Annotated in this window: 17 protein-coding genes; 13 read left to right on the top strand and 4 right to left on the bottom strand. The window is 57.2% G+C overall.

The window, feature by feature from the left end; translation table 11 throughout:
- Window positions 1-87: 87 nt before the first annotated feature.
- The 9 genes from FE784_RS27925 to FE784_RS27885 all read left to right on the top strand — a co-directional run bounded on the left by FE784_RS27925 (window position 88) and on the right by FE784_RS27885 (window position 10,798).
- Window positions 88-1,212, top strand: a complete 1,125-nt coding sequence (locus FE784_RS27925; protein WP_176706569.1) for a pyridoxal-phosphate dependent enzyme — start codon at window positions 88-90, stop codon at window positions 1,210-1,212.
- Between the two features lie 37 nt (window positions 1,213-1,249).
- Window positions 1,250-2,263, top strand: coding sequence for a Gfo/Idh/MocA family protein (locus tag FE784_RS27920; RefSeq protein ID WP_139605541.1), 1,014 nt, complete (start codon window positions 1,250-1,252; stop codon window positions 2,261-2,263).
- Complete coding sequence (locus FE784_RS27915) at window positions 2,260-2,994, top strand: MBL fold metallo-hydrolase (protein WP_139605540.1); 735 nt, start codon at window positions 2,260-2,262, stop codon at window positions 2,992-2,994. The genes FE784_RS27920 and FE784_RS27915 overlap by 4 nt, the downstream gene beginning before the upstream one ends.
- 22 nt (window positions 2,995-3,016) lie before the next feature.
- A complete protein-coding gene (locus FE784_RS27910; RefSeq protein ID WP_139605539.1) occupies window positions 3,017-4,060 on the top strand; it encodes a succinylglutamate desuccinylase/aspartoacylase family protein in 1,044 nt (347 codons plus the stop codon).
- Window positions 4,057-4,857 carry an SDR family NAD(P)-dependent oxidoreductase gene (locus FE784_RS27905; RefSeq protein ID WP_218103825.1) on the top strand — a complete coding sequence of 267 codons (801 nt, stop codon included), beginning with the start codon at window positions 4,057-4,059 and terminating at the stop codon, window positions 4,855-4,857. The genes FE784_RS27910 and FE784_RS27905 overlap by 4 nt, the downstream gene beginning before the upstream one ends.
- Window positions 4,851-5,804, top strand: coding sequence for an aldo/keto reductase (locus tag FE784_RS27900; RefSeq protein ID WP_139605538.1), 954 nt, complete (start codon window positions 4,851-4,853; stop codon window positions 5,802-5,804). Before FE784_RS27905 ends, FE784_RS27900 begins: the two co-directional genes overlap by 7 nt.
- Window positions 5,805-6,518: 714 nt before the next feature.
- Window positions 6,519-8,138 carry a putative polysaccharide biosynthesis protein gene (locus tag FE784_RS27895; protein WP_176706568.1) on the top strand — a complete coding sequence of 540 codons (1,620 nt, stop codon included), beginning with the start codon at window positions 6,519-6,521 and terminating at the stop codon, window positions 8,136-8,138.
- 656 nt (window positions 8,139-8,794) lie between these two features.
- Entirely contained in the window at window positions 8,795-9,769 is a 975-nt protein-coding gene (locus tag FE784_RS27890; RefSeq protein WP_139605536.1) for an aldo/keto reductase family protein, read from the top strand.
- Window positions 9,770-9,790: 21 nt separating this feature from the next.
- The gene (locus FE784_RS27885; protein WP_139605535.1) at window positions 9,791-10,798 is read left to right on the top strand and encodes an aldo/keto reductase; all 1,008 of its coding nucleotides are present in this window, start codon (window positions 9,791-9,793) and stop codon (window positions 10,796-10,798) included.
- A gap of 99 nt (window positions 10,799-10,897) precedes the next feature.
- Here the strand turns inward: FE784_RS27885 and FE784_RS27880 are convergent, their stop codons facing one another.
- Complete coding sequence (locus FE784_RS27880; RefSeq protein ID WP_246132222.1) at window positions 10,898-12,247, bottom strand: DUF2515 family protein; 1,350 nt, start codon at window positions 12,245-12,247, stop codon at window positions 10,898-10,900.
- Between the two features lie 183 nt (window positions 12,248-12,430).
- Between FE784_RS27880 and FE784_RS27875 the strand changes: the two genes are divergently transcribed.
- From FE784_RS27875 to clpP, 3 genes are read left to right on the top strand one after another with little or no spacing between them, the layout of a single operon-like run.
- On the top strand, window positions 12,431-13,075 hold the full coding sequence (locus tag FE784_RS27875; RefSeq protein ID WP_139605534.1) for a winged helix-turn-helix domain-containing protein: 645 nt from the start codon (window positions 12,431-12,433) through the stop codon (window positions 13,073-13,075).
- A complete protein-coding gene (locus tag FE784_RS27870) occupies window positions 13,075-13,356 on the top strand; it encodes a hypothetical protein (protein WP_139605533.1) in 282 nt (93 codons plus the stop codon). Before FE784_RS27875 ends, FE784_RS27870 begins: the two co-directional genes overlap by 1 nt.
- 41 nt (window positions 13,357-13,397) lie before the next feature.
- The gene (gene clpP / locus FE784_RS27865) at window positions 13,398-13,976 is read left to right on the top strand and encodes an ATP-dependent Clp endopeptidase proteolytic subunit ClpP (protein ID WP_139605532.1); all 579 of its coding nucleotides are present in this window, start codon (window positions 13,398-13,400) and stop codon (window positions 13,974-13,976) included.
- A gap of 65 nt (window positions 13,977-14,041) precedes the next feature.
- Here clpP and FE784_RS27860 read toward each other — a convergent pair whose 3' ends face one another.
- The 3 genes from FE784_RS27860 to FE784_RS27850 form a co-directional block, all read right to left on the bottom strand.
- Window positions 14,042-14,458 carry a hypothetical protein gene (locus FE784_RS27860; RefSeq protein WP_218103824.1) on the bottom strand — a complete coding sequence of 139 codons (417 nt, stop codon included), beginning with the start codon at window positions 14,456-14,458 and terminating at the stop codon, window positions 14,042-14,044.
- A 190-nt stretch (window positions 14,459-14,648) separates the two neighbouring features.
- A complete protein-coding gene (locus tag FE784_RS27855) occupies window positions 14,649-14,834 on the bottom strand; it encodes a type II toxin-antitoxin system antitoxin (RefSeq protein ID WP_139605530.1) in 186 nt (61 codons plus the stop codon).
- A gap of 9 nt (window positions 14,835-14,843) precedes the next feature.
- Window positions 14,844-15,686, bottom strand: coding sequence for an SPFH domain-containing protein (locus FE784_RS27850; RefSeq protein ID WP_139605529.1), 843 nt, complete (start codon window positions 15,684-15,686; stop codon window positions 14,844-14,846).
- Between the two features lie 222 nt (window positions 15,687-15,908).
- On the opposite strand from FE784_RS27850, the gene FE784_RS27845 reads away from it, so the two are divergent.
- Window positions 15,909-16,253, top strand: a complete 345-nt coding sequence (locus FE784_RS27845) for a thioredoxin family protein (RefSeq protein WP_139605528.1) — start codon at window positions 15,909-15,911, stop codon at window positions 16,251-16,253.
- Window positions 16,254-16,926 lie beyond the last annotated feature (673 nt).

The following is a 16,926-nucleotide window of genomic DNA, read 5'->3' as shown; positions in this document are numbered from 1 at the left end:
ATAGCGATGGAAGCTGCTTGCTGGGACTGCGGTCGAACCGTGATCGATACCCGCTCGTACGCATGCCCCGATTGCGGGGGCACAATCATGCTCCGTTACGAAGGCGTCAGCCCGGATTCCATAAAGGACGATTCGCAGTCGGGTTTGTGGAAATACCGCCGGCTGCTGCCCGATATTCCCGAGCCGTGCCGGCTTTATTTGGGAGAAGGCTCCACGCCGCTTGTTCCGAGCCGGAGAATCGCCAAGCGGCTAAAGATAGGGGAGCTGTATTTCAAGCTGGAGGGCGGCAACCCGACAGGATCGTACAAGGACCGGATCGCGGCGATCGGCGTTTCATGGGCGCTCGCGAGCGGTCGCGCCGCTTGTGTCGGAACGACCTCCGGCAATGCGGGCGCCGCCTTTGCAGCCTATGCGGCCGGTGCGGGGATCCCTTATCATTTGTTCGTGCTGGAGCATATGGCCGAAGCGAAACTTGCCCAGGTGCTTGCATACGGTGCGATCGTACGCAAGGTGAAGGGCTTCGGTACGTACGCGGAGGTCGGCGACCGCGTATTCTCCCGCATCATGGAAGCGGTTAGGGAGTACGATTGGGAATCGACTATCACTGCTTTCCGATACAATCCATACGCGATGGAGGGGGTCAAGACGATTTCGTTCGAGCTGGTCGAACAGCTCCCGGGCGCGCCGACAACCGTTTATTCCCCTGCGGGCGGAGCCGGCTTGTACGTAGGCATTTGGAAAGGGTTCGAGGAGCTGAGCCAAATCGGGGCAATCCCGCACAAGCCGCATATGGTCGCCGTCCAATCCGCCGGCTGCTCGAATATCGTAAGGGCGTTTGCGGCCGGGGAGCGCGTTCCTTCCCCGGGTCCGTCGACGTCGCAAATATCCGGTCTGCAAGTGCCGAATCCTCCGGACGGTTCCGTAGCGCTTGCCATTATGGCGCGGGGGGACGGCTCCGCTCTTGCGGTGGACGACGAGGAGATTTGGGAGGCGCAGCGTCTGCTGGCCGAGGAGGAAGGCATTTTCTGCGAGCCGGCCGCGGCGACCGCATTGGCCGGACTGATCCGGGCCGCGAAGGAAAAGGGCGGCATGGAGTCGGAGCGGGCCGTATGCGTCATCAGCGGCGTAGGCTTCAAGGACGGCAAAAGGCTGCTCGATATGGTATCGCACAAGCGCGTTCCGCTGCTGGAAGCGGACAGCCTGGACATTTGAAGCCGGTATCCGAATATTGGAAAGGGAGGCGAAGCATATGGCCGCCGTTCGTTTGGGGATGATCGGGCTCGGCAGATTCGCTGCCGCTCACGCCCGAATATGGTCTCAGTTGAAGGATGTTGAAGTGGTCGCGATGTGCGACCGCAATCCGGCGGCATTCGATGCTTTTCGGCCGCTGTTTCCGGATGCCCGATGCTACGCGGATTGGAAAGAGATGATTGAAAAGGAGTCGCTGGACGCGGTTGATGTTTTGACGCCCGAGCATTTGCACGTCGATCCGGTGTTGTGCGCATTGGCCGCGGGCTTGCACGTATTTGTCGAGAAGCCGCTCGCGTCGACGCCGGACGAAGCGAAACGTCTCGTGCAAGCCGCCGAAGAGCACGGTCGGGTGCTGACGGTCGGGCACGTGCTCCGCTTCGATGCCCGGTATGCCGAGGCCAAAGCCAGAATAACGCGGGGCGACGCGGGAAACATTCGTTCGATTTACGCGAAGCGCAACAACGGAAAAAAATATTTCAACCTTTATAATCGCATTTCGCCCGTATTCATACTCGGCATTCACGATATCGACATGATGCATTGGCTGATGGACGACGATGTTGCGGAAGTAACCGCCGTCCGGTCCTCCTCCGGTCACGAGACGGAAGATTTGATCTGGTCCATGCTGAAGTTCAAGCGCGGAGGGATCGGCATTTTGGAGAACAACTGGCTGCTTCCGGACGGGGCCGCCTCGTTCATGGACGTTCGTACGGAAATAACGGGCGATGACGGCAGCGTGACTGTCCGGGATCCCGAACGCGGTCTCGAGTTTATCGGCGGTACGGCGGCGGAGCATCCGTCGTTTTTGACCGGCTATGAGGTGCACGGCAAAGCGGGTGGGCCGCTTGCCGACGAGCTGGCTCATTTCGCGGACTGCGTCAAGACCGGACGTCCCTCCGACATCTTGCGCCCGATCGACGCGTGGAAGGCGGTTCGCGTAGCTTGGGCCGTCCGGGAATCGGCTCTGCAGGGCAGGCCGATCCGGCTGCACGAGGAGGACGGAGCCCGATGAGGCTGACGGATCGCGTGTGGGTAATCGGAGGCGGGGGGCTCGGATACGGGCTGAGCAGCCATTACGACTGCAACGTATACGCGGTAGATACGGGAGCGCAAATCGTCCTGATCGACGCGGGTTCCGGCATCGAGCCGGAGCTGATGCTCCGCAGGCTGGAGGAAGACGGAATTCCTTCGGATAAAATCCGCACGCTTCTGCTGACCCATGCCCACGCCGATCATGCGGGCGGCGCCGCCGAGTGGCGGTCGCTGCTCGGAGTCGAGGTGGTCGCGGCGGAGTATACGGCCGGTATGGTGGAGAGCGGCGACGAGGTTCTCACATCGCTCGCGGCTGCACGGGCAAGCGGGACGTATCCGGATTGGTACCGCCTTGCGCCTTGTCCGGTCGATCGGATCGTAAAGGCGGGCGACACGATCCGCCTCGGCGACATGTCGCTGCGCGTTATCGCCGCACCGGGACACAGCTTCGACATGGTGTGCTATTACTGTCCGGAATGGAAGGCGCTGTTCGCTGCCGACGCCGTTTTCGCGGAAGGCAAATTGGCGGTAATCGGCACGCCCGACTTCTCCATGGACGATTATCGGGAGACGATTGCGTCGCTTTCCCGGCTCGACGTGGAGCAGCTTTTTCCGGGCCACGGAACGGCTTTGACCGGGAACGGAGGCGGCGCGGTCGCTGCGGCGCACAGCCGGTTCGGGCAAAGCCTGCCGCCGCTGAGTATCGTTTAATATCGGAAAGGAGTGCGACCATATGGCCGTACGGATGGAAATAGAGCGTTACGATGCAAAAGCCGCTGCCCCCGGTACGAAGCAAAGCATGACCTTGATTGCGGACATCGGGCTGGAGCAGCCTCTCGAGCTTCCGGTGCTGCGAATCGACGGGGCCGCCGCAGGCCCTGCGCTGCTCGTTCTGGCCGGCGTTCACGGCGACGAGTATGAGGGCGTCGAGACGATACTGCGCCTGTACCGCGATTTGCGGCCCGAGCAATTGGCCGGGACGATCATCCTTGTTCCGCAGGCCAATGCGCTCTCCTATCGGGGAGGAACCCGAATATCGCCGGAGGACGGCGTCAATATGGCGCGGGCGTTTCCGGGCAATCCGGAGGGAACGCCGACGGAGCGGATCGCCTGGCATTTGCACCACCGCTTTATCGCGCATGCCGACTTTATGCTGGATCTTCACAGCGGCGGGACGCATTATGCGGTATCCACGCTTGTCGGCTATTATCATAACGACGGTACGGAGATCGGCAGACGCAGCCGGGCGGCGGCGGAAGCGTTCGGCATCGATCTGCTGTGGGCTCACGAAACGATCGCTCCGGGCCGGACCGTTTCCTCGGCCCTGGCGCTTGGCGTTCCGTGGCTGTATACGGAAGCCTATGGAGGTCGCCGCATTAGGCGTGAAGACGCCGAGGCGTTTTATGCGGGCGCGTTCAGATTGATGCGCCATCTGGGAATGCTTCGTTCGAATGAGCGGGAGCAAGGAGACGAGGCGTCGCCGGCCGCACCGCGACGCATATACGGAGACGGCAATTTCGACGGCTCGGAAACCGCGAAAGCAGACGGATTCTTTATTCCCGAGCTGCCCCTAGGCTCGCCGGTTGCCGCCGGCGAGCGGATCGGAACGATATACGGTTTCGACGGAGAGGAGCTGCAGCGGGTTGTCACTTCCCGGGGCGGCGTAGTGGTTATGCTGCCGGGGACACCGGCGGTACGTAATGGAGAGCCGTTGTTTATGATAGCACCGTCCGAACCGCATATCGACGACGGTGAGAAACGGGGGAGTGCGGAATGAATGTGATGAGTTCTTTTCGTCTGGACGGCAAAATCGCCGTCGTCACCGGCGGCTCCGGCCTGTACGGCGCCCATATTTCCGAAGCGCTGTGCGAGGCCGGCGCGACGGTGCTGATCGCTTCCCGCAACCGGGAGCAATGCGAAGTCAAAGCGGGCGAATTGCGCGGCCGAGGATACGTCGCTCATGGAGTTCGTCTGGACTTGGCGGATGAAGGCAGCATACAATCGTTCGTCGGCGAATCGGTGACCGCATACGGCGGAATCGATATATTAATAAACAATTCCGTATCGCGGACGGGACTGGACGATATCGAGAAGACGACATCCGAGGGCTGGTCGGCGGCGCAGCAGGTCAACGGGCTCGGGCTTATGCTGATGTCCAAAGCCGTCGTGAAAACGATGCGCGAGCGCGGCGGCGGCAACATCATCAACATCGCCTCGATTCAAGGCGTGCTAGGTCCCCACTTTCCCGTATACGGAGACACCGGGATGACGAGCGGAATCGAGTACACGTATGCCAAATGGGGGATGGTCGGCATGACGAAATGGTTGGCCAATTATTACGGCAAGTATAACGTGCGCGTCAATTGCATCAGCCCGGGCGGATATAACCCGATAGGAACGGCGAACGAAATTCGCGCCGAGCAATTCCTTCGCAATTACGTCGAACGAACCCCTCTCGGAAGAATGGCCGACGACTCCGACATTAAGGGAGCCATCGTATATTTGGCTTCGGAAGCTTCAAAGTATGTGACGGGACACAATCTCGTCGTCGACGGAGGGTGGAGCGGATGGTAAAAGGCGGGGACATTCCGCTAAGCGACGTTGGCGGCATAAAGCTGTCCAAGCTGATGCTGGGAACGGCCCAGCTCGGCATATCCGGATACGGAATCGCCAACCGGACCGGCGAGGTCGACGCCCGGGCGCTGCTTGACCGCTGCGCGGAACACGGCATCAACTGCTTCGATACGGCTCTCGAATACGGAGACGCGGAGCTGAAGCTGGGACGCTATTTCGAAGGGAAGCGGACGCCGTTCATCGTTTCCAAGCTGAAGACGGATCCGAATCTCGATGAGGCCGCGTTGGAGAAGCAAATGAACGAGCGGACGGAGACGATACTGGAGCGGCTGAAGCTGCGGACGCTCCCGGCGCTGATGATCCACGACCCTGCCGTTCTGGAAGCGTACGGGGAACGCGTGTCGCAGGTGCTGAACCGGTTGAGGAGGAGCGGCTTGATCGAGAGGGCGGGCGTATCGCTCGGGGCAAACTCCGACGAGCAGTTCGCCCGATGCGGCCGCCTGCTGCATGACGAAATCTACGAGACGGTGCAGCTGCCGCTCAATCTGTGGGATCGGCGTGCGGTCGAGTGCGGTGCGCTCCGCCAATTCCGGGAGGACGGCAAAATCGTCATAGCCCGCAGCGTCTTCCTGCAAGGATTATTTTTCCGCACCGCGGACGGTTTGCCCGAGCCGCTCGGGACGATTGCCCGGGAAGCGCTGGCGAAGCTCGGGGAGATCGCCGAAACGGAAGGGATATCCGTCGCGGAGCTGGCCATGGGCTACGTGCGGGATACCGAAGGAGTCCATTGTCTGGTCATCGGCGCCGAGCGGCCGGAGCAGATCGACGATAACGTCAGGCTCCTTTCCGGGCCTGTCTTGTCCGAGCGCGCGAGGCAAGCTCTCGAGACGGAGTTCCGCAACGTACCGGATATATTGATTACGCCTGCCATGTGGGTTCAAGCATAGTGCATTTTGTAATAAAATTGAAATATTACTTTCATCTTGTCTTAATGAAGACCGCCTATAATAAAAGTCGACCCCCTTTTTGAATATATAAATGGAAAGTCCCGCAGCCCGTTGCTTGCGGGTCTCTTTTTTTTTGTACGACTGCATCGTTCGCGAGCAAGTATAATGCGAAGTAGGGTTCCGTATGCCGTATGGTGGTCGTACCGACACTATTGCACATTTAGCGGAACGTTTTTCCGTTAATGTCTCGGTTTCCGCGACATTTCCAAAAATAGCGGAACGCTGTTCCGTTATTTCCGCTTGCCAGGAAGAAAAGTGAAAAAAAGCGCGGAATAGCGGAACTCTTTTCCGTTATCGTGCCGTCGATAGCGATTTTCGAACATATAGCGTACGCGCGTTCCGCTATTTCTTAAACGAGTAAGCTCCGAGAGAGCATTCGGGTCCAGTGGCGCGCCGACAAGCGTCTTCTACAAGCGTCTTCTACAAGCGTCTTCTACAAGCGTCTTCTACAAGTGTCTTCGACAAGTGTCTTCGACAAGTGTCTTCGGCAAACAAATCTGCTCCTGCAGCGGCATTGCGAAAAGCAGCCTTATGTTGCTTGCTGCATGCGAATTATGCTGTCGTAGTTTTTTCGCGATTCATAGGATGAGTTCGCGTCGGAATCGTTGTATAATGGAGCAGTCATTATTTTTAGCGGAAGAAGGTACGAGTTCTTTGTCGAAAGATTCGCTTGTCAAAGGTACGATCATATTGGCGCTGGCCGCGTTGATCGCCCGCGTGCTGGGCGCCGTGCAGCGCATACCGCTCGTCCACCTGCTGGACGACTCCGGCATGGCCACATTCTCGAACGCGTTCAACATTTATATGATGCTGCTCGTGCTGGCTACGGCGGGCATACCGAGCGCTCTCAGCAAGCTCGTATCCGAGAGGAACGCGCTCGGGCAGTACGGGGAGGCGCAGCGGATCTATCAAGCCGCGGTCAAGTTTGCGCTCGCCGCCGGCGCCGTCATGACGGTGTTGATGCTGTTGGCCGCTCCATATTACGAGAAGATATCCGGGGTGCCGAACGCATCGCTTGCGATCCGCGCGATAGCTCCCGCGCTGCTCCTGTTCCCGCTCATCGCCATAATGCGCGGCTACTTTCAGGGCAGGCAGCGGATGGCTCCTAACGGCTTGTCGCAAATTATCGAGCAGATCGTCCGGCTTGTCGCGGCGATCGGTCTCGCCTACCTGCTGCTTGCGATCGGCTGGGGACAAGCATGGGCGGTGGCCGGGGCATCGTTCGGAGGCGTCGCCGGAAGTATCGGGGCGGTGCTCGTCATGCTGTATTATGCCGTGCTTCTGAAGCGCGAGGACCGCCGCAATGGTCAGGTCGGCAATAAGACGGTCACGGCTCCGATGAGCCATCGGGATATTTATGCCAGACTTTTCAAGCTGTCCGTGCCGATCGTGCTGTTCTCGATGGCCGTTCCTTTGATCAACGCGATCGATACGACGATTACGGTCGGCTTGCTGCAGCCGGATTTGTCGCACGAAGCGGCCGTCAATGCGCTCGGGATACTCGGCGGACGGGCCCAGTCTCTCGCGGGCATACCGATCATACTGGCCATTGCGCTAAGCCAGTCCGCGGTTCCCGTCATTTCCTCGGCGTTCGCGAAGAAAGACCATGCTTTGGTAAACTCGCAGGCGTCCAAAGCGCTGTATATATCCGTTTTGTCGGGGCTCCCGCTCGTGCTGGCCATTTGCGCGGCCGCGCGGCCGATCAACATTTTCATGTTCGGCAACGCCGACGGCACCGGCATTATCGTGCTGCTGACAGCCAGCGCCATGTTCCAGATCGTGATGCAGACGTCGGGCGCCGTTCTTATGGGTATCGGCCAGATGCGTCCCTTGATCGTGCACGTTTGCATCGGGCTGGTGGTCAAGCTCGCTTGCAGCTATTTGCTCGCTCCGACGTTCGGCATTTACGGAATCATCGCCTCCACGGCGCTTTGCTTCATCGTTATGGCGCAGCTTAACCTCGTTATTTTGCGCAGGCATGTCGACTATACGATTCTCGGGAAAAAATGGTTCGGCTTGGCCGTTACGGCAGTACTCGTATACGCGGCCGGCTTTGGCCTGGAATGGCTGACCCATCGCTACGTGCAACCTTTCGGCTATCGCTGGAGCCATATGCTCGATGCGATCATCGTCGGAGGGGCGGTGATGGCCGTTTACGTCGCCTTGCTGGCGCTGACGAAGGTGGTCACGGCGGAGGATGCGGCAAGGCTCCCCGCGCCGGTGCAGAAAATCATGCGCAGGCTGAAGCGAAAGCCCGGTACGGCCGGCAATTGAGTCGTGTAAAATTGTAACATGAAATTTGTAACACAAATGAAATATTTCTTTCATCTTGTCTTAATGTAAGCCGTCTATAATAAAAGTCGACCCCCTTTTTGAATATATATAGTTGAAAGACCCGCGGCCCGTTGCTTGCGGGTCTCTTTTTTTTCTAGGACAGCATAATCCTCATTAAACTGGAGGCGTTTTGGTGGGCGTGACAACACGTTGCCTGTATTTAGCGGAACTGGATTCCGTTATGGTTTCGAATTTCATTACACTCCTGAATATAACGGAACAGACTTCCTTTATATCGATCTCTCGGGGTGAAAAGGGGCAGTGAACAGGGTTTTCCGTTATTTTGCTGTCGACACTGCGATTCGGTTCAATAACATACGCGAGTTCCGCTATTTGATGAATTCGCAGTCTCGCGAGCGCCGGCAAAGGCGGCTAGCTTTCACCCAGTCATGCGATGCATGCACTTCTGTATGCGAATGATGCTGTCGCAGGTTTTAACGATATGGAAAGCGCCGCCGCCAAGCCGGACGGGCGCATGCGCTTGCCCGGAATGTACTTAGTCATCTTTTTTTGACTACTTTCATTCGGGCGCGGTCTTTGGTACGTTTAAAGAGTCGAAGCGACATCAGGCATACCCCGATAAAGGAGGATTTGGCATGAGATACAGAAAACTGGGCGGGAGCGGATTGAACGTAAGCGTAATCGGGTTGGGCAGCTGGTTGACATACGGGACCGCTACCGAAGCGGAGACGGCGGAAGCTTGCATCCGCAGGGCGTACGAGCTGGGCGTCAATTTTTTCGATACGGCCAACGCCTACAACCGGGGAGCGGCGGAAGAAGTGATGGGGCGAGTATTGGCCGATTACCCCCGGGAAAGCTGCGTGATCGCCACGAAAGTATACTTCCCGATGGGCGAAGGCCCGAACGACCGCGGCTTGTCGCGCAAGCATATCATGGAGCAGTGCGAGGCAAGCTTGCGCAGGCTGGGTACGGATTATATCGATTTGTACCAATGCCACCGCTATGATCCGGAGACGCCGCTCGAGGAGACGCTTCGCGCGCTCGACGATCTGCAGGCGCAGGGGAAAATTCTGTACGCCGGCGTCAGCGAATGGAGCGCCGCCCAAATTGCCGACGCGGTCGGAATCGCGGACAGGCTGGGACTCAGGAAGCTCGTATCCAATCAGCCCATTTACAATATGCTGGTTCGTTATATCGAGAAGGAAGTCGTTCCCGTTTCGCTCCGAGAAGGAATCGGGCAGGTCGTGTTTTCACCGCTGGCGCAGGGCATTCTTTCCGGGAAATATAAGCCGGGGAGCCCGATTCCGGCGGAAAGCAGAGCGAGCGACGAGCGTACCAATCTATGGATCAAGAGCTACTTGCGGGACGATGTACTTTCCTGCGTGGAGAAATTGGTACGATTGGCCGAAGAGACCGGCTGTACGCCGACGCAATTTGCTTTGGCGTGGGTGCTCGGGCGCCCCGGAATCAGCTCGGCGATCGTGGGAGCAAGCCGGACGGCCCAAGTCGAGGAAAACGCGGCGGCCGCCGACCTGAACCTTTCGGCGGACGTGCTGAAGAAAGCGGATGCGATTTTGGAAGAGCTGCGGGGCTTTTTGCCGATCTGGTAAATAGGAAAGGGGAGAGTTGCCGTGAAAACCCGTTATATGGGAAGAACAGGACTCCGGGTAAGCGAGCTGTGCTTGGGCACGATGACATTCGGCGCTGCCGCCGACGAACGGGAGAGCTTTTCCATCATGGACCGCTATGCCGCGCAGGGCGGCAATTTCCTCGATACGGCCGACGTCTACGGGCGCGGCCGGTCCGAGGAAATCGTCGGCGCCTGGCTGAAGGGCAGGCGGAGGGAAGATTTCGTGGTCGCTACCAAAGTACGCGGTGCCATGGGAGACGGTCCGAACGATATCGGGCTCAGCCGCAAACATATTCGCGATGCGGTGAAGGACAGCCTGAGCCGGCTCGGCACGGATTATATCGACCTGTATCAGGTGCATGCATGGGACCCGGCCACTCCGCTGGAGGAAACGTTAGGCACGCTTAACGATCTGGTCCGGGAAGGACTCGTACGGTATTTGGGGGCAAGCAACTACCGCGCCTGGCAGCTGATGAAGGCAAACGGCATAAGCCGGGAACGCGGATGGGAGCCATTCGTATGCTTGCAGCCGCAATATAGCCTGCTGTGCCGGGCTACCGAGTACGAGCTGCTGCCGCTGTGCGCATCCGAGGGGATCGGCGTCATTCCGTGGAGCCCGCTGCGCGGAGGCTGGCTGAGCGGCAAGTTTCGGCGGGATATGGAGAAGCCTCCGGAAAATACGCGCGTGGGGAACAGTCCCGATCTATGGTCGAAATGGAACACGGACACGACTTGGTCGATTCTCGATACCGTCCGGGACATCGCGGAGGAAACCGGTAAAACTCCGGCGCAAGTTTCGCTCAACTGGCTGCTGGCGCGGCAGGAGATGACCGCCCCCATTATCGGCGCCCGCAACGTGGAGCAACTGGAAGATAATTTGGGAGCCGGCGGTTGGGCGCTTGCGGCCGAGCAGGTGGAACGTCTGAACCGGGTCAGCGAGCTGCCGGTCAGCTATCCGTACGACCAGGCCGCCGAGCAGCAGCAGCAGCGGGGAAGAGAACGTCCCTGAGGAACAGGGTAGCAAATAAAGGTCATAACGGAGCCGAGCGGTCCGGGACAATTTCCTGGAGCCGCCCGGCTTTTTCCGTCCACTTTTGGTCCCCGTTTGTCAATCGAACAACATATCCCCGGCCAAAACCGCCAACTCGAGCTTGTTCAACGCAAAGCTGTATTCATTCGTCATCTCGTAGTGGAGGGGCGGTCGCATCTTACCGAAGTAGCGGAAGGGATCGTCATTTCCGCCGCGTTCCCGGTCCGTTGCACGTCCCGATACCGTCGATCCGGCTCGGAGACGATACCAATCGTACCGGTCCGGCGGCGTGAACGGTTTATCTTTCCACGCTTGCTCCAGTTTGGGACTGTACAGAGGAGTTGCCCCCGGCAGCAGAATGCCGCCGTCAAGCTTCTCCACGTATTGCGCTTTCGGCGGTTCGGACCGGAGGGTTGCGAATATCCCGGGCCAGTAATCCGCGCGGGAGCCGGTATGAGTCCGGGATGATGCGAAATCGCGGACGCCTTTGGCGACGGCGGGAACGGCGAATAGAATGGCATACAACGCTTTGCCGAATTCGATCCGTCCGCTCAGATCGGAGAAATCCTCGAGAATGAGTCCGGCGAGCCGATGATTGCGAGGCTGCGAAGAAGCTTCCGGATGTGCCAAAGCCCCCTCGGGAGCGTACGGAAACAATAGGCAGTTCAACTGCAGAACGGTTTGTGCCTGAAAATCGGCCGTATCCAGAATCGCCCGGCGAAACCGCTCGTCTTGAACGACTCGCCCTTCGATGTAATGCTGCTCGTTCACGATCAGCCCGACGGTCAGCAGCGCGGAATTGCCTTCACGCCAAAACTGCTCCCACACCGGGCGCATAAAAGCCGAAACGCCGAATACGGGGAGCAGGTGGAACAGATTTCTGCGGCGTTCCATGGACGATTCGTACAAGCGGAGCTGCGGATATGCGTCTTGAAAAATAAGCGAGTTGGCGCTTTCGAGAAAATCGAATATCGTATCGGACCGGTCGGGCGCCAATAGACGCGAATAAAGCTCGCCCTTCAAATCGGTCATGCTCCAGCCGCCGTTGCGGGAAACCATATGCGCGAGAAACGCCCATTGGAGCACGGGACTGCGCTCGAACACGCGCCAATAGGCCATCGTTCTCGTCACGTTATTGCGGTTGCATCGCTTTGTTTCATCGCGGATCGATTGGACGAGCGAGATTTCCTCGGCCGTCAACCGGGGCGGGGTGCCCGGGTAGTCCTTTTCGGCGAAAGAGGCGGCCAGCTTTCGCAGGCTGCGTATTTCCTCTTTGGTGACGGACAATTCGACGGCATCACCCGATAGCTTCGCGGATTGCAGCCAGCCCGCCACTTTGCCGGTCCAATACGCCGTCATATTGCCCGGAACCGTCAGCAGCCGGTTCCATATATCCCGGAGACGGTTTCGTTCGCCCATCCGATTCATTCGGATTCCTCCCGTTCCGTTGCGAATCATTCGTCTTCTCATTATATGGACCGGATTGTTTTTCCATACGGATTACAGGGGCGGGGCAGTCGAAATGAGACCGGAAATTTGACTTATTGACAAAACATTATTTACGTAATAATATATTTTTACGTAAACAATTAACTGTAGATGGTGATTCCGATGAACGTTCAAGAGCCTTTGGAAATGGTCGTCGTCCACGATCCCGAGCAGGCGGTCGTCTTGCTGAACCCGCTCCGCGCGCAAATATTGGCGCATATGCGCAAGCCCGTTTCGGCTGCCGAGGTCGGCAGAATGATGCGGGAGACGCCGCAAAAGATCAATTATCATTTGAAGGCGCTGGAGAAAGTCGGGCTCGTGCGCAAAACGGGCTCGCGGCAAGTGCGCAATCTCGTCGAGGTGCTGTACCAGGCGATTGCCAAATCGTTCGTGCTGTCGGACGCGCTCGGATTCGAGCCGGAGACGGTGCGGCGGATGAAGGAGGACGGCTCGCTGTCCCATCTCGTGCATACTTCCGAGAAGCTGAAGCGCGACGCGCTGAGGCTGATGGAGAGAACGGAAGCGGGCGAGACGGTGCACAGCGCGTCCCTTTCCGCGACGGTCCGTCTTTCCGGGGAGATAGAGCGGCAATCGTTCGTACAGGAGTACATGGAGGCGCTTCGTCTGCTGACGGAGAAATACGGCGGACCGACAGACGCGAAGCCGGACGAGAACGCGGAGGGTGCCGCGAGCTCCGGGCAATCCGAAGCCGGCTCTTACGAGGTGCTGGTAGCGGTATATCCGCAAATCCGCGAAGGAGAGGACTGATGCAAATGGAACAGGGGAAAAACGCCGACCAAGCCGTAGTCGTATGGGAAAATTGTGCAGGCGCTGCAAACGGCGCCGGCGGAGACAAGCAACAAGCCAATGTCGTAACGTTCAGGCCGGGTGCGAAAGTCTCCGCGGAAGAGGGCGAGCCTGCCGTCGTTTCGCGGTCTATGCCGGGCCGGAGCGGGGAATCCGGAACGGTGATCTACGTCGGCTCCGGATTTTGGGCGCGTTCCGCGGGCAGCGGTTCCGCATCCGCGTCGCCGCGCATGGCCGCTTAGTCGAATTGATTGGATTGACCATTACCAGGAGGTGAGCTTCCATGAGTCTTTATATACCGGTCGTAATCGAGCAGAGCAGCCGGGGGGAGAGGTCCTACGATATTTATTCGCGCCTGCTGAAAGACCGGATCGTATTCGTCGGCAGCGAAGTCAACGACCAGCTCGCCAATGCGGTCGTCGCGCAGCTGCTGTTTCTGGCAGGAGACGATCCGGATAAGGATATCCATATGTATATCAATTCTCCGGGAGGCTCGACGACGGCCGGGATGGCGATATACGACACGATGCAGTTCATCAAGCCCGATGTGGCCACGATCTGCGTAGGCTTCGCAGCCTCGATGGGATCGATTTTGCTGGTAGGCGGGGCGAAAGGAAAACGGTCGGCGCTTCCCAACGCAGAGGTGATGCTGCATCAGCCGTGGGGAGGCGCTCAAGGCCAGGCGGCGGATATTAAAATCCGCGCGGATTGGATCATCCGGACGCGTTCCGTGATGAACAACATCTACGTCGAACGAACGGGCCAGCCTCTTGACAAAATCGAGCGCGATACGGATCGGGACAACTTTTTCTCCGCGGAAGAGGCGCTTGCCTACGGGCTTATAGACAAAATCGTGAAGTGAGACTTCTTCCGCGAAATAAAGCGCAGCCCCCGGGGGGACTGCGCTTTATTCGCATTGTTCTTCGATCAGAAAACGACATAGGTGCTGTCCGTTCCGACAAGCTCCCAGCCGGAGCTGCCGTAACGCCAGGTCGTGACCGCCAATTGCGATGCGGTCCAAGACGGCAAGTAGAGCAGATCCTCCGCCGGAATGGCGTAGCTGCCGTAGGTCGATCCCGGAGGTTCGCTTTGCGCCAAAATCGGAGTTGCGAACAAAACGTCGTTCGTCGAAGGATCGAGCACCGTAATGGAAAAATGCGTCGTAGTGGACGCTTGCGCCCAGTATACGCCGTCGACGTAGGTGGCCGGCGAGCCGATCGTTCCCTGGAGCGGGGAATAAATTACGGTTCCTCCCCAACTGGCAAACGCACTCCCGGACATGCCCAGCGTCAACATCAAGCCCATAAGCAAAATGAATGCCGTACGAAAACGCTTTGTTCTCATCATTCACTCCTCCACCGTCCCGATATTATGGAAAACAGGCAGCAGTTCATGAGGCAAAGTCTTTTCCATAGCCAAAATATAACAAATGACATCATGCAAATAAAATAGGATGAAGTGCCCATCTTTTCCTTAAACGTGCAAAAACTTCGATTTTCGTCGAAATAAGCGCAGCCCCCGAGAGGGCTGCGCTTTATTCGTCTGATGAGGGCGGAGGCGACTGGCGGCCGCCTGGAAGCCGTCCGGCCCGATGCGCGGATTCCCGCAGCAAATATTCAAGGTGCGCATTGACGCTGCGGAATTCGTCAGCGGCCCATCGCTCCAATATTTCGTACAGCTTCGGATCGATGCGAAGCGGAAAGTTTTTTTTGACGGACATGGGGCACCGTCAATAGATCGAGCCTGCGTTGACGACCGGCTGCGCGGACCGGTCGGACACGATGGCCACCATCAGATTGTTGATCATCGCGGCTTTGCGTTCCTCGTCGAGATGCAGACCGTCTTTCTCCAGCTGGGCAATGGCCGTTTGGACCATGCCTACGGCGCCTTCCACGATTTTCTCCCGGGCGGAAATAATGGCCGACGCTTGCTGACGCTGAAGCATGGCGCTGGCAATTTCAGTGGAGTAGGCCAAATGCGTCAGGCGTGCTTCGATCACTTCGACGCCGGCGACCGACAGTCGGCTCTGCAGCTCCTTGGCCAGCTCGGCCGCCACTTCCTCGGTATTGCCGCGCAGCGAGTAGCCGCCGCCGTCAAGGTTGTCGTACGGATATTTGCTCGCTACGTGGCGAAGCGCGGTTTCGCTTTGGATTTCTACGAATTGCTCGTAATTTTCCACGTCGAACAGCGCTTTGGCCGTATCGACGACACGGAATACGATAACCGCGGCGATCTCGATCGGATTGCCGTCGATGTCGTTTACTTTCAGCTTGACGCTATTGAAGTTTCGTACACGCAGCGATACTTTGCGACGGTTGCTGAGCGGTGTAACGAGCCAGAAGCCGCCTTCCCGAACCGTACCCATATATTTGCCGAAAAAGGTGACCACGTTCGACTGATTCGGCTGGATGACCGTAATCGAGCTGAGCAGGAAAAGGTCTACGACGAATAGCGCGATTCCGATAACGGGGTGTCCCATTACGAAGGTGTAGACGACGGCGACAGCGGCCAGGGCCAGGATGAACAAAACGCCGATAAACCCGTTTACGTGCCAAGTTTTTCTTTCGCTCATATGCATAGCTCCTTTGTCAAAATGATTTGTTTTGATCTCTATTTGATATTTATATGATATCACTATTTCTAGTAAATGTAAACTGCATTCATGTGGAAATCTCGATCGATCCGGGCTGCAATTGAGCGGAAGGCCGGGATCCATTGACATCGGGGGGCGCGTCATGCTATAACAGGCAATAAAACCGACCCCTGCATGCCGGTCGGACGGAGGTGCAGCATTATGGAACCGATCAAAACGGAACAAGCTTTTTACGAAGCGATCGCTCAAGACAAACCGACCATCGCCGTATTCAAGACGACCTGGTGCAAAGACTGCCATTATATCGAGCCGTTTATGCCGGACGTGGAGAAGGCTTACGCCGACCGGTTGACCTTTATCCAGCTTGACCGCGACGAGCTGCCGGATCTGTGCGAGAAATACAACATCCTCGGCATTCCGAGCTTTATCGGCTTTCGCCAAAGCGAAGAGCTGGGCCGGTTTGTCAGCAAGCTGCGCAAAACGCGCGAAGAAATCGAGCAATACCTCGATCAAATCGTGGAAGCGAGCAAAGCTTCGACGAAATAAGCGGACTGCCGTTTCGGTACAAACAAGAAAACCTTACCTGCTCCAGGTAAGGTCAAGATGTTGAGAAAGTGTACAAAAAAAGGAAGCTATGGGGAAAGCGATTGGGGAATGCACTTCACTTCCGTTAAAATCGAGTTGCCTTTATGAACAATAGCGGTTACAACTCGATTTTAAAGTCAGACGCTTCGTTCTACGTACATTTCCCCACCCCCTTATAGTGGGTTCTATTCTCTTTTTCACTTTCTCGACAACCTGAACCTTACCTGCTCCAGGTAAGGTTTTGCGTTTCGCGAATCAATTATGCAGTCGAACATACAGAGAAGCCTTGATTCCCAGGCTTCTTGTTTTTTTACACCGTCAACAGATGGAAAACATACAGTTGCTTTTTTGTAGTTCGCGCTTTACAGACGATTGCCTGGAAAACATACAGTTATTTCTTCGGTTCTAGTGCGATTTTCTATAATGCCATGAGAATAACTGTATATTTTCCATCTAAAGCTGCTTTCCGGTCATCCGCTTCAAATATAACTGGAGATTTTGAAGCTGATGAAAAAGTCTGCAAAGAGAGGAAGCGCCGGAGACAAGAGGTGGGGGAATACGCTCCACATCCGTTAAAATCGTGTTGTTTTTAAGATTTTAGCGGTTACAACACGATTTTAAAGTCAGCCGCTTC

The sequence above is a fragment of the Paenibacillus hemerocallicola genome (genome assembly GCF_006265175.1).
GTDB lineage: Bacteria > Bacillota > Bacilli > Paenibacillales > NBRC-103111 > Paenibacillus_AB > Paenibacillus_AB hemerocallicola.
Note: the sequence above shows the minus strand (reverse complement) of the source record. Positions and strands in the feature narration are given on the sequence as shown.

What these genes read in the sequence shown, in the direction of transcription:
- FE784_RS27925 (WP_176706569.1), top strand. Translation starts at nt 88, where the DNA reads ATGCTCCGTTACGAAGGCGTCAGCCCGGATTCCATAAAGGACGATTCG.
- FE784_RS27920 (WP_139605541.1), top strand. Translation starts at nt 1,250, where the DNA reads ATGGCCGCCGTTCGTTTGGGGATGATCGGGCTCGGCAGATTCGCTGCC.
- FE784_RS27915 (WP_139605540.1), top strand. Translation starts at nt 2,260, where the DNA reads ATGAGGCTGACGGATCGCGTGTGGGTAATCGGAGGCGGGGGGCTCGGA.
- FE784_RS27910 (WP_139605539.1), top strand. Translation starts at nt 3,017, where the DNA reads ATGGCCGTACGGATGGAAATAGAGCGTTACGATGCAAAAGCCGCTGCC.
- FE784_RS27905 (WP_218103825.1), top strand. Translation starts at nt 4,057, where the DNA reads ATGAATGTGATGAGTTCTTTTCGTCTGGACGGCAAAATCGCCGTCGTC.
- FE784_RS27900 (WP_139605538.1), top strand. Translation starts at nt 4,851, where the DNA reads ATGGTAAAAGGCGGGGACATTCCGCTAAGCGACGTTGGCGGCATAAAG.
- FE784_RS27890 (WP_139605536.1), top strand. Translation starts at nt 8,795, where the DNA reads ATGAGATACAGAAAACTGGGCGGGAGCGGATTGAACGTAAGCGTAATC.
- FE784_RS27880 (WP_246132222.1), bottom strand. Translation starts at nt 12,247, where the DNA reads ATGAATCGGATGGGCGAACGAAACCGTCTCCGGGATATATGGAACCGG.
- FE784_RS27875 (WP_139605534.1), top strand. Translation starts at nt 12,431, where the DNA reads ATGAACGTTCAAGAGCCTTTGGAAATGGTCGTCGTCCACGATCCCGAG.
- FE784_RS27870 (WP_139605533.1), top strand. Translation starts at nt 13,075, where the DNA reads ATGCAAATGGAACAGGGGAAAAACGCCGACCAAGCCGTAGTCGTATGG.
- clpP (WP_139605532.1), top strand. Translation starts at nt 13,398, where the DNA reads ATGAGTCTTTATATACCGGTCGTAATCGAGCAGAGCAGCCGGGGGGAG.
- FE784_RS27860 (WP_218103824.1), bottom strand. Translation starts at nt 14,458, where the DNA reads ATGAGAACAAAGCGTTTTCGTACGGCATTCATTTTGCTTATGGGCTTG.
- FE784_RS27855 (WP_139605530.1), bottom strand. Translation starts at nt 14,834, where the DNA reads ATGTCCGTCAAAAAAAACTTTCCGCTTCGCATCGATCCGAAGCTGTAC.
- FE784_RS27850 (WP_139605529.1), bottom strand. Translation starts at nt 15,686, where the DNA reads ATGAGCGAAAGAAAAACTTGGCACGTAAACGGGTTTATCGGCGTTTTG.
- FE784_RS27845 (WP_139605528.1), top strand. Translation starts at nt 15,909, where the DNA reads ATGGAACCGATCAAAACGGAACAAGCTTTTTACGAAGCGATCGCTCAA.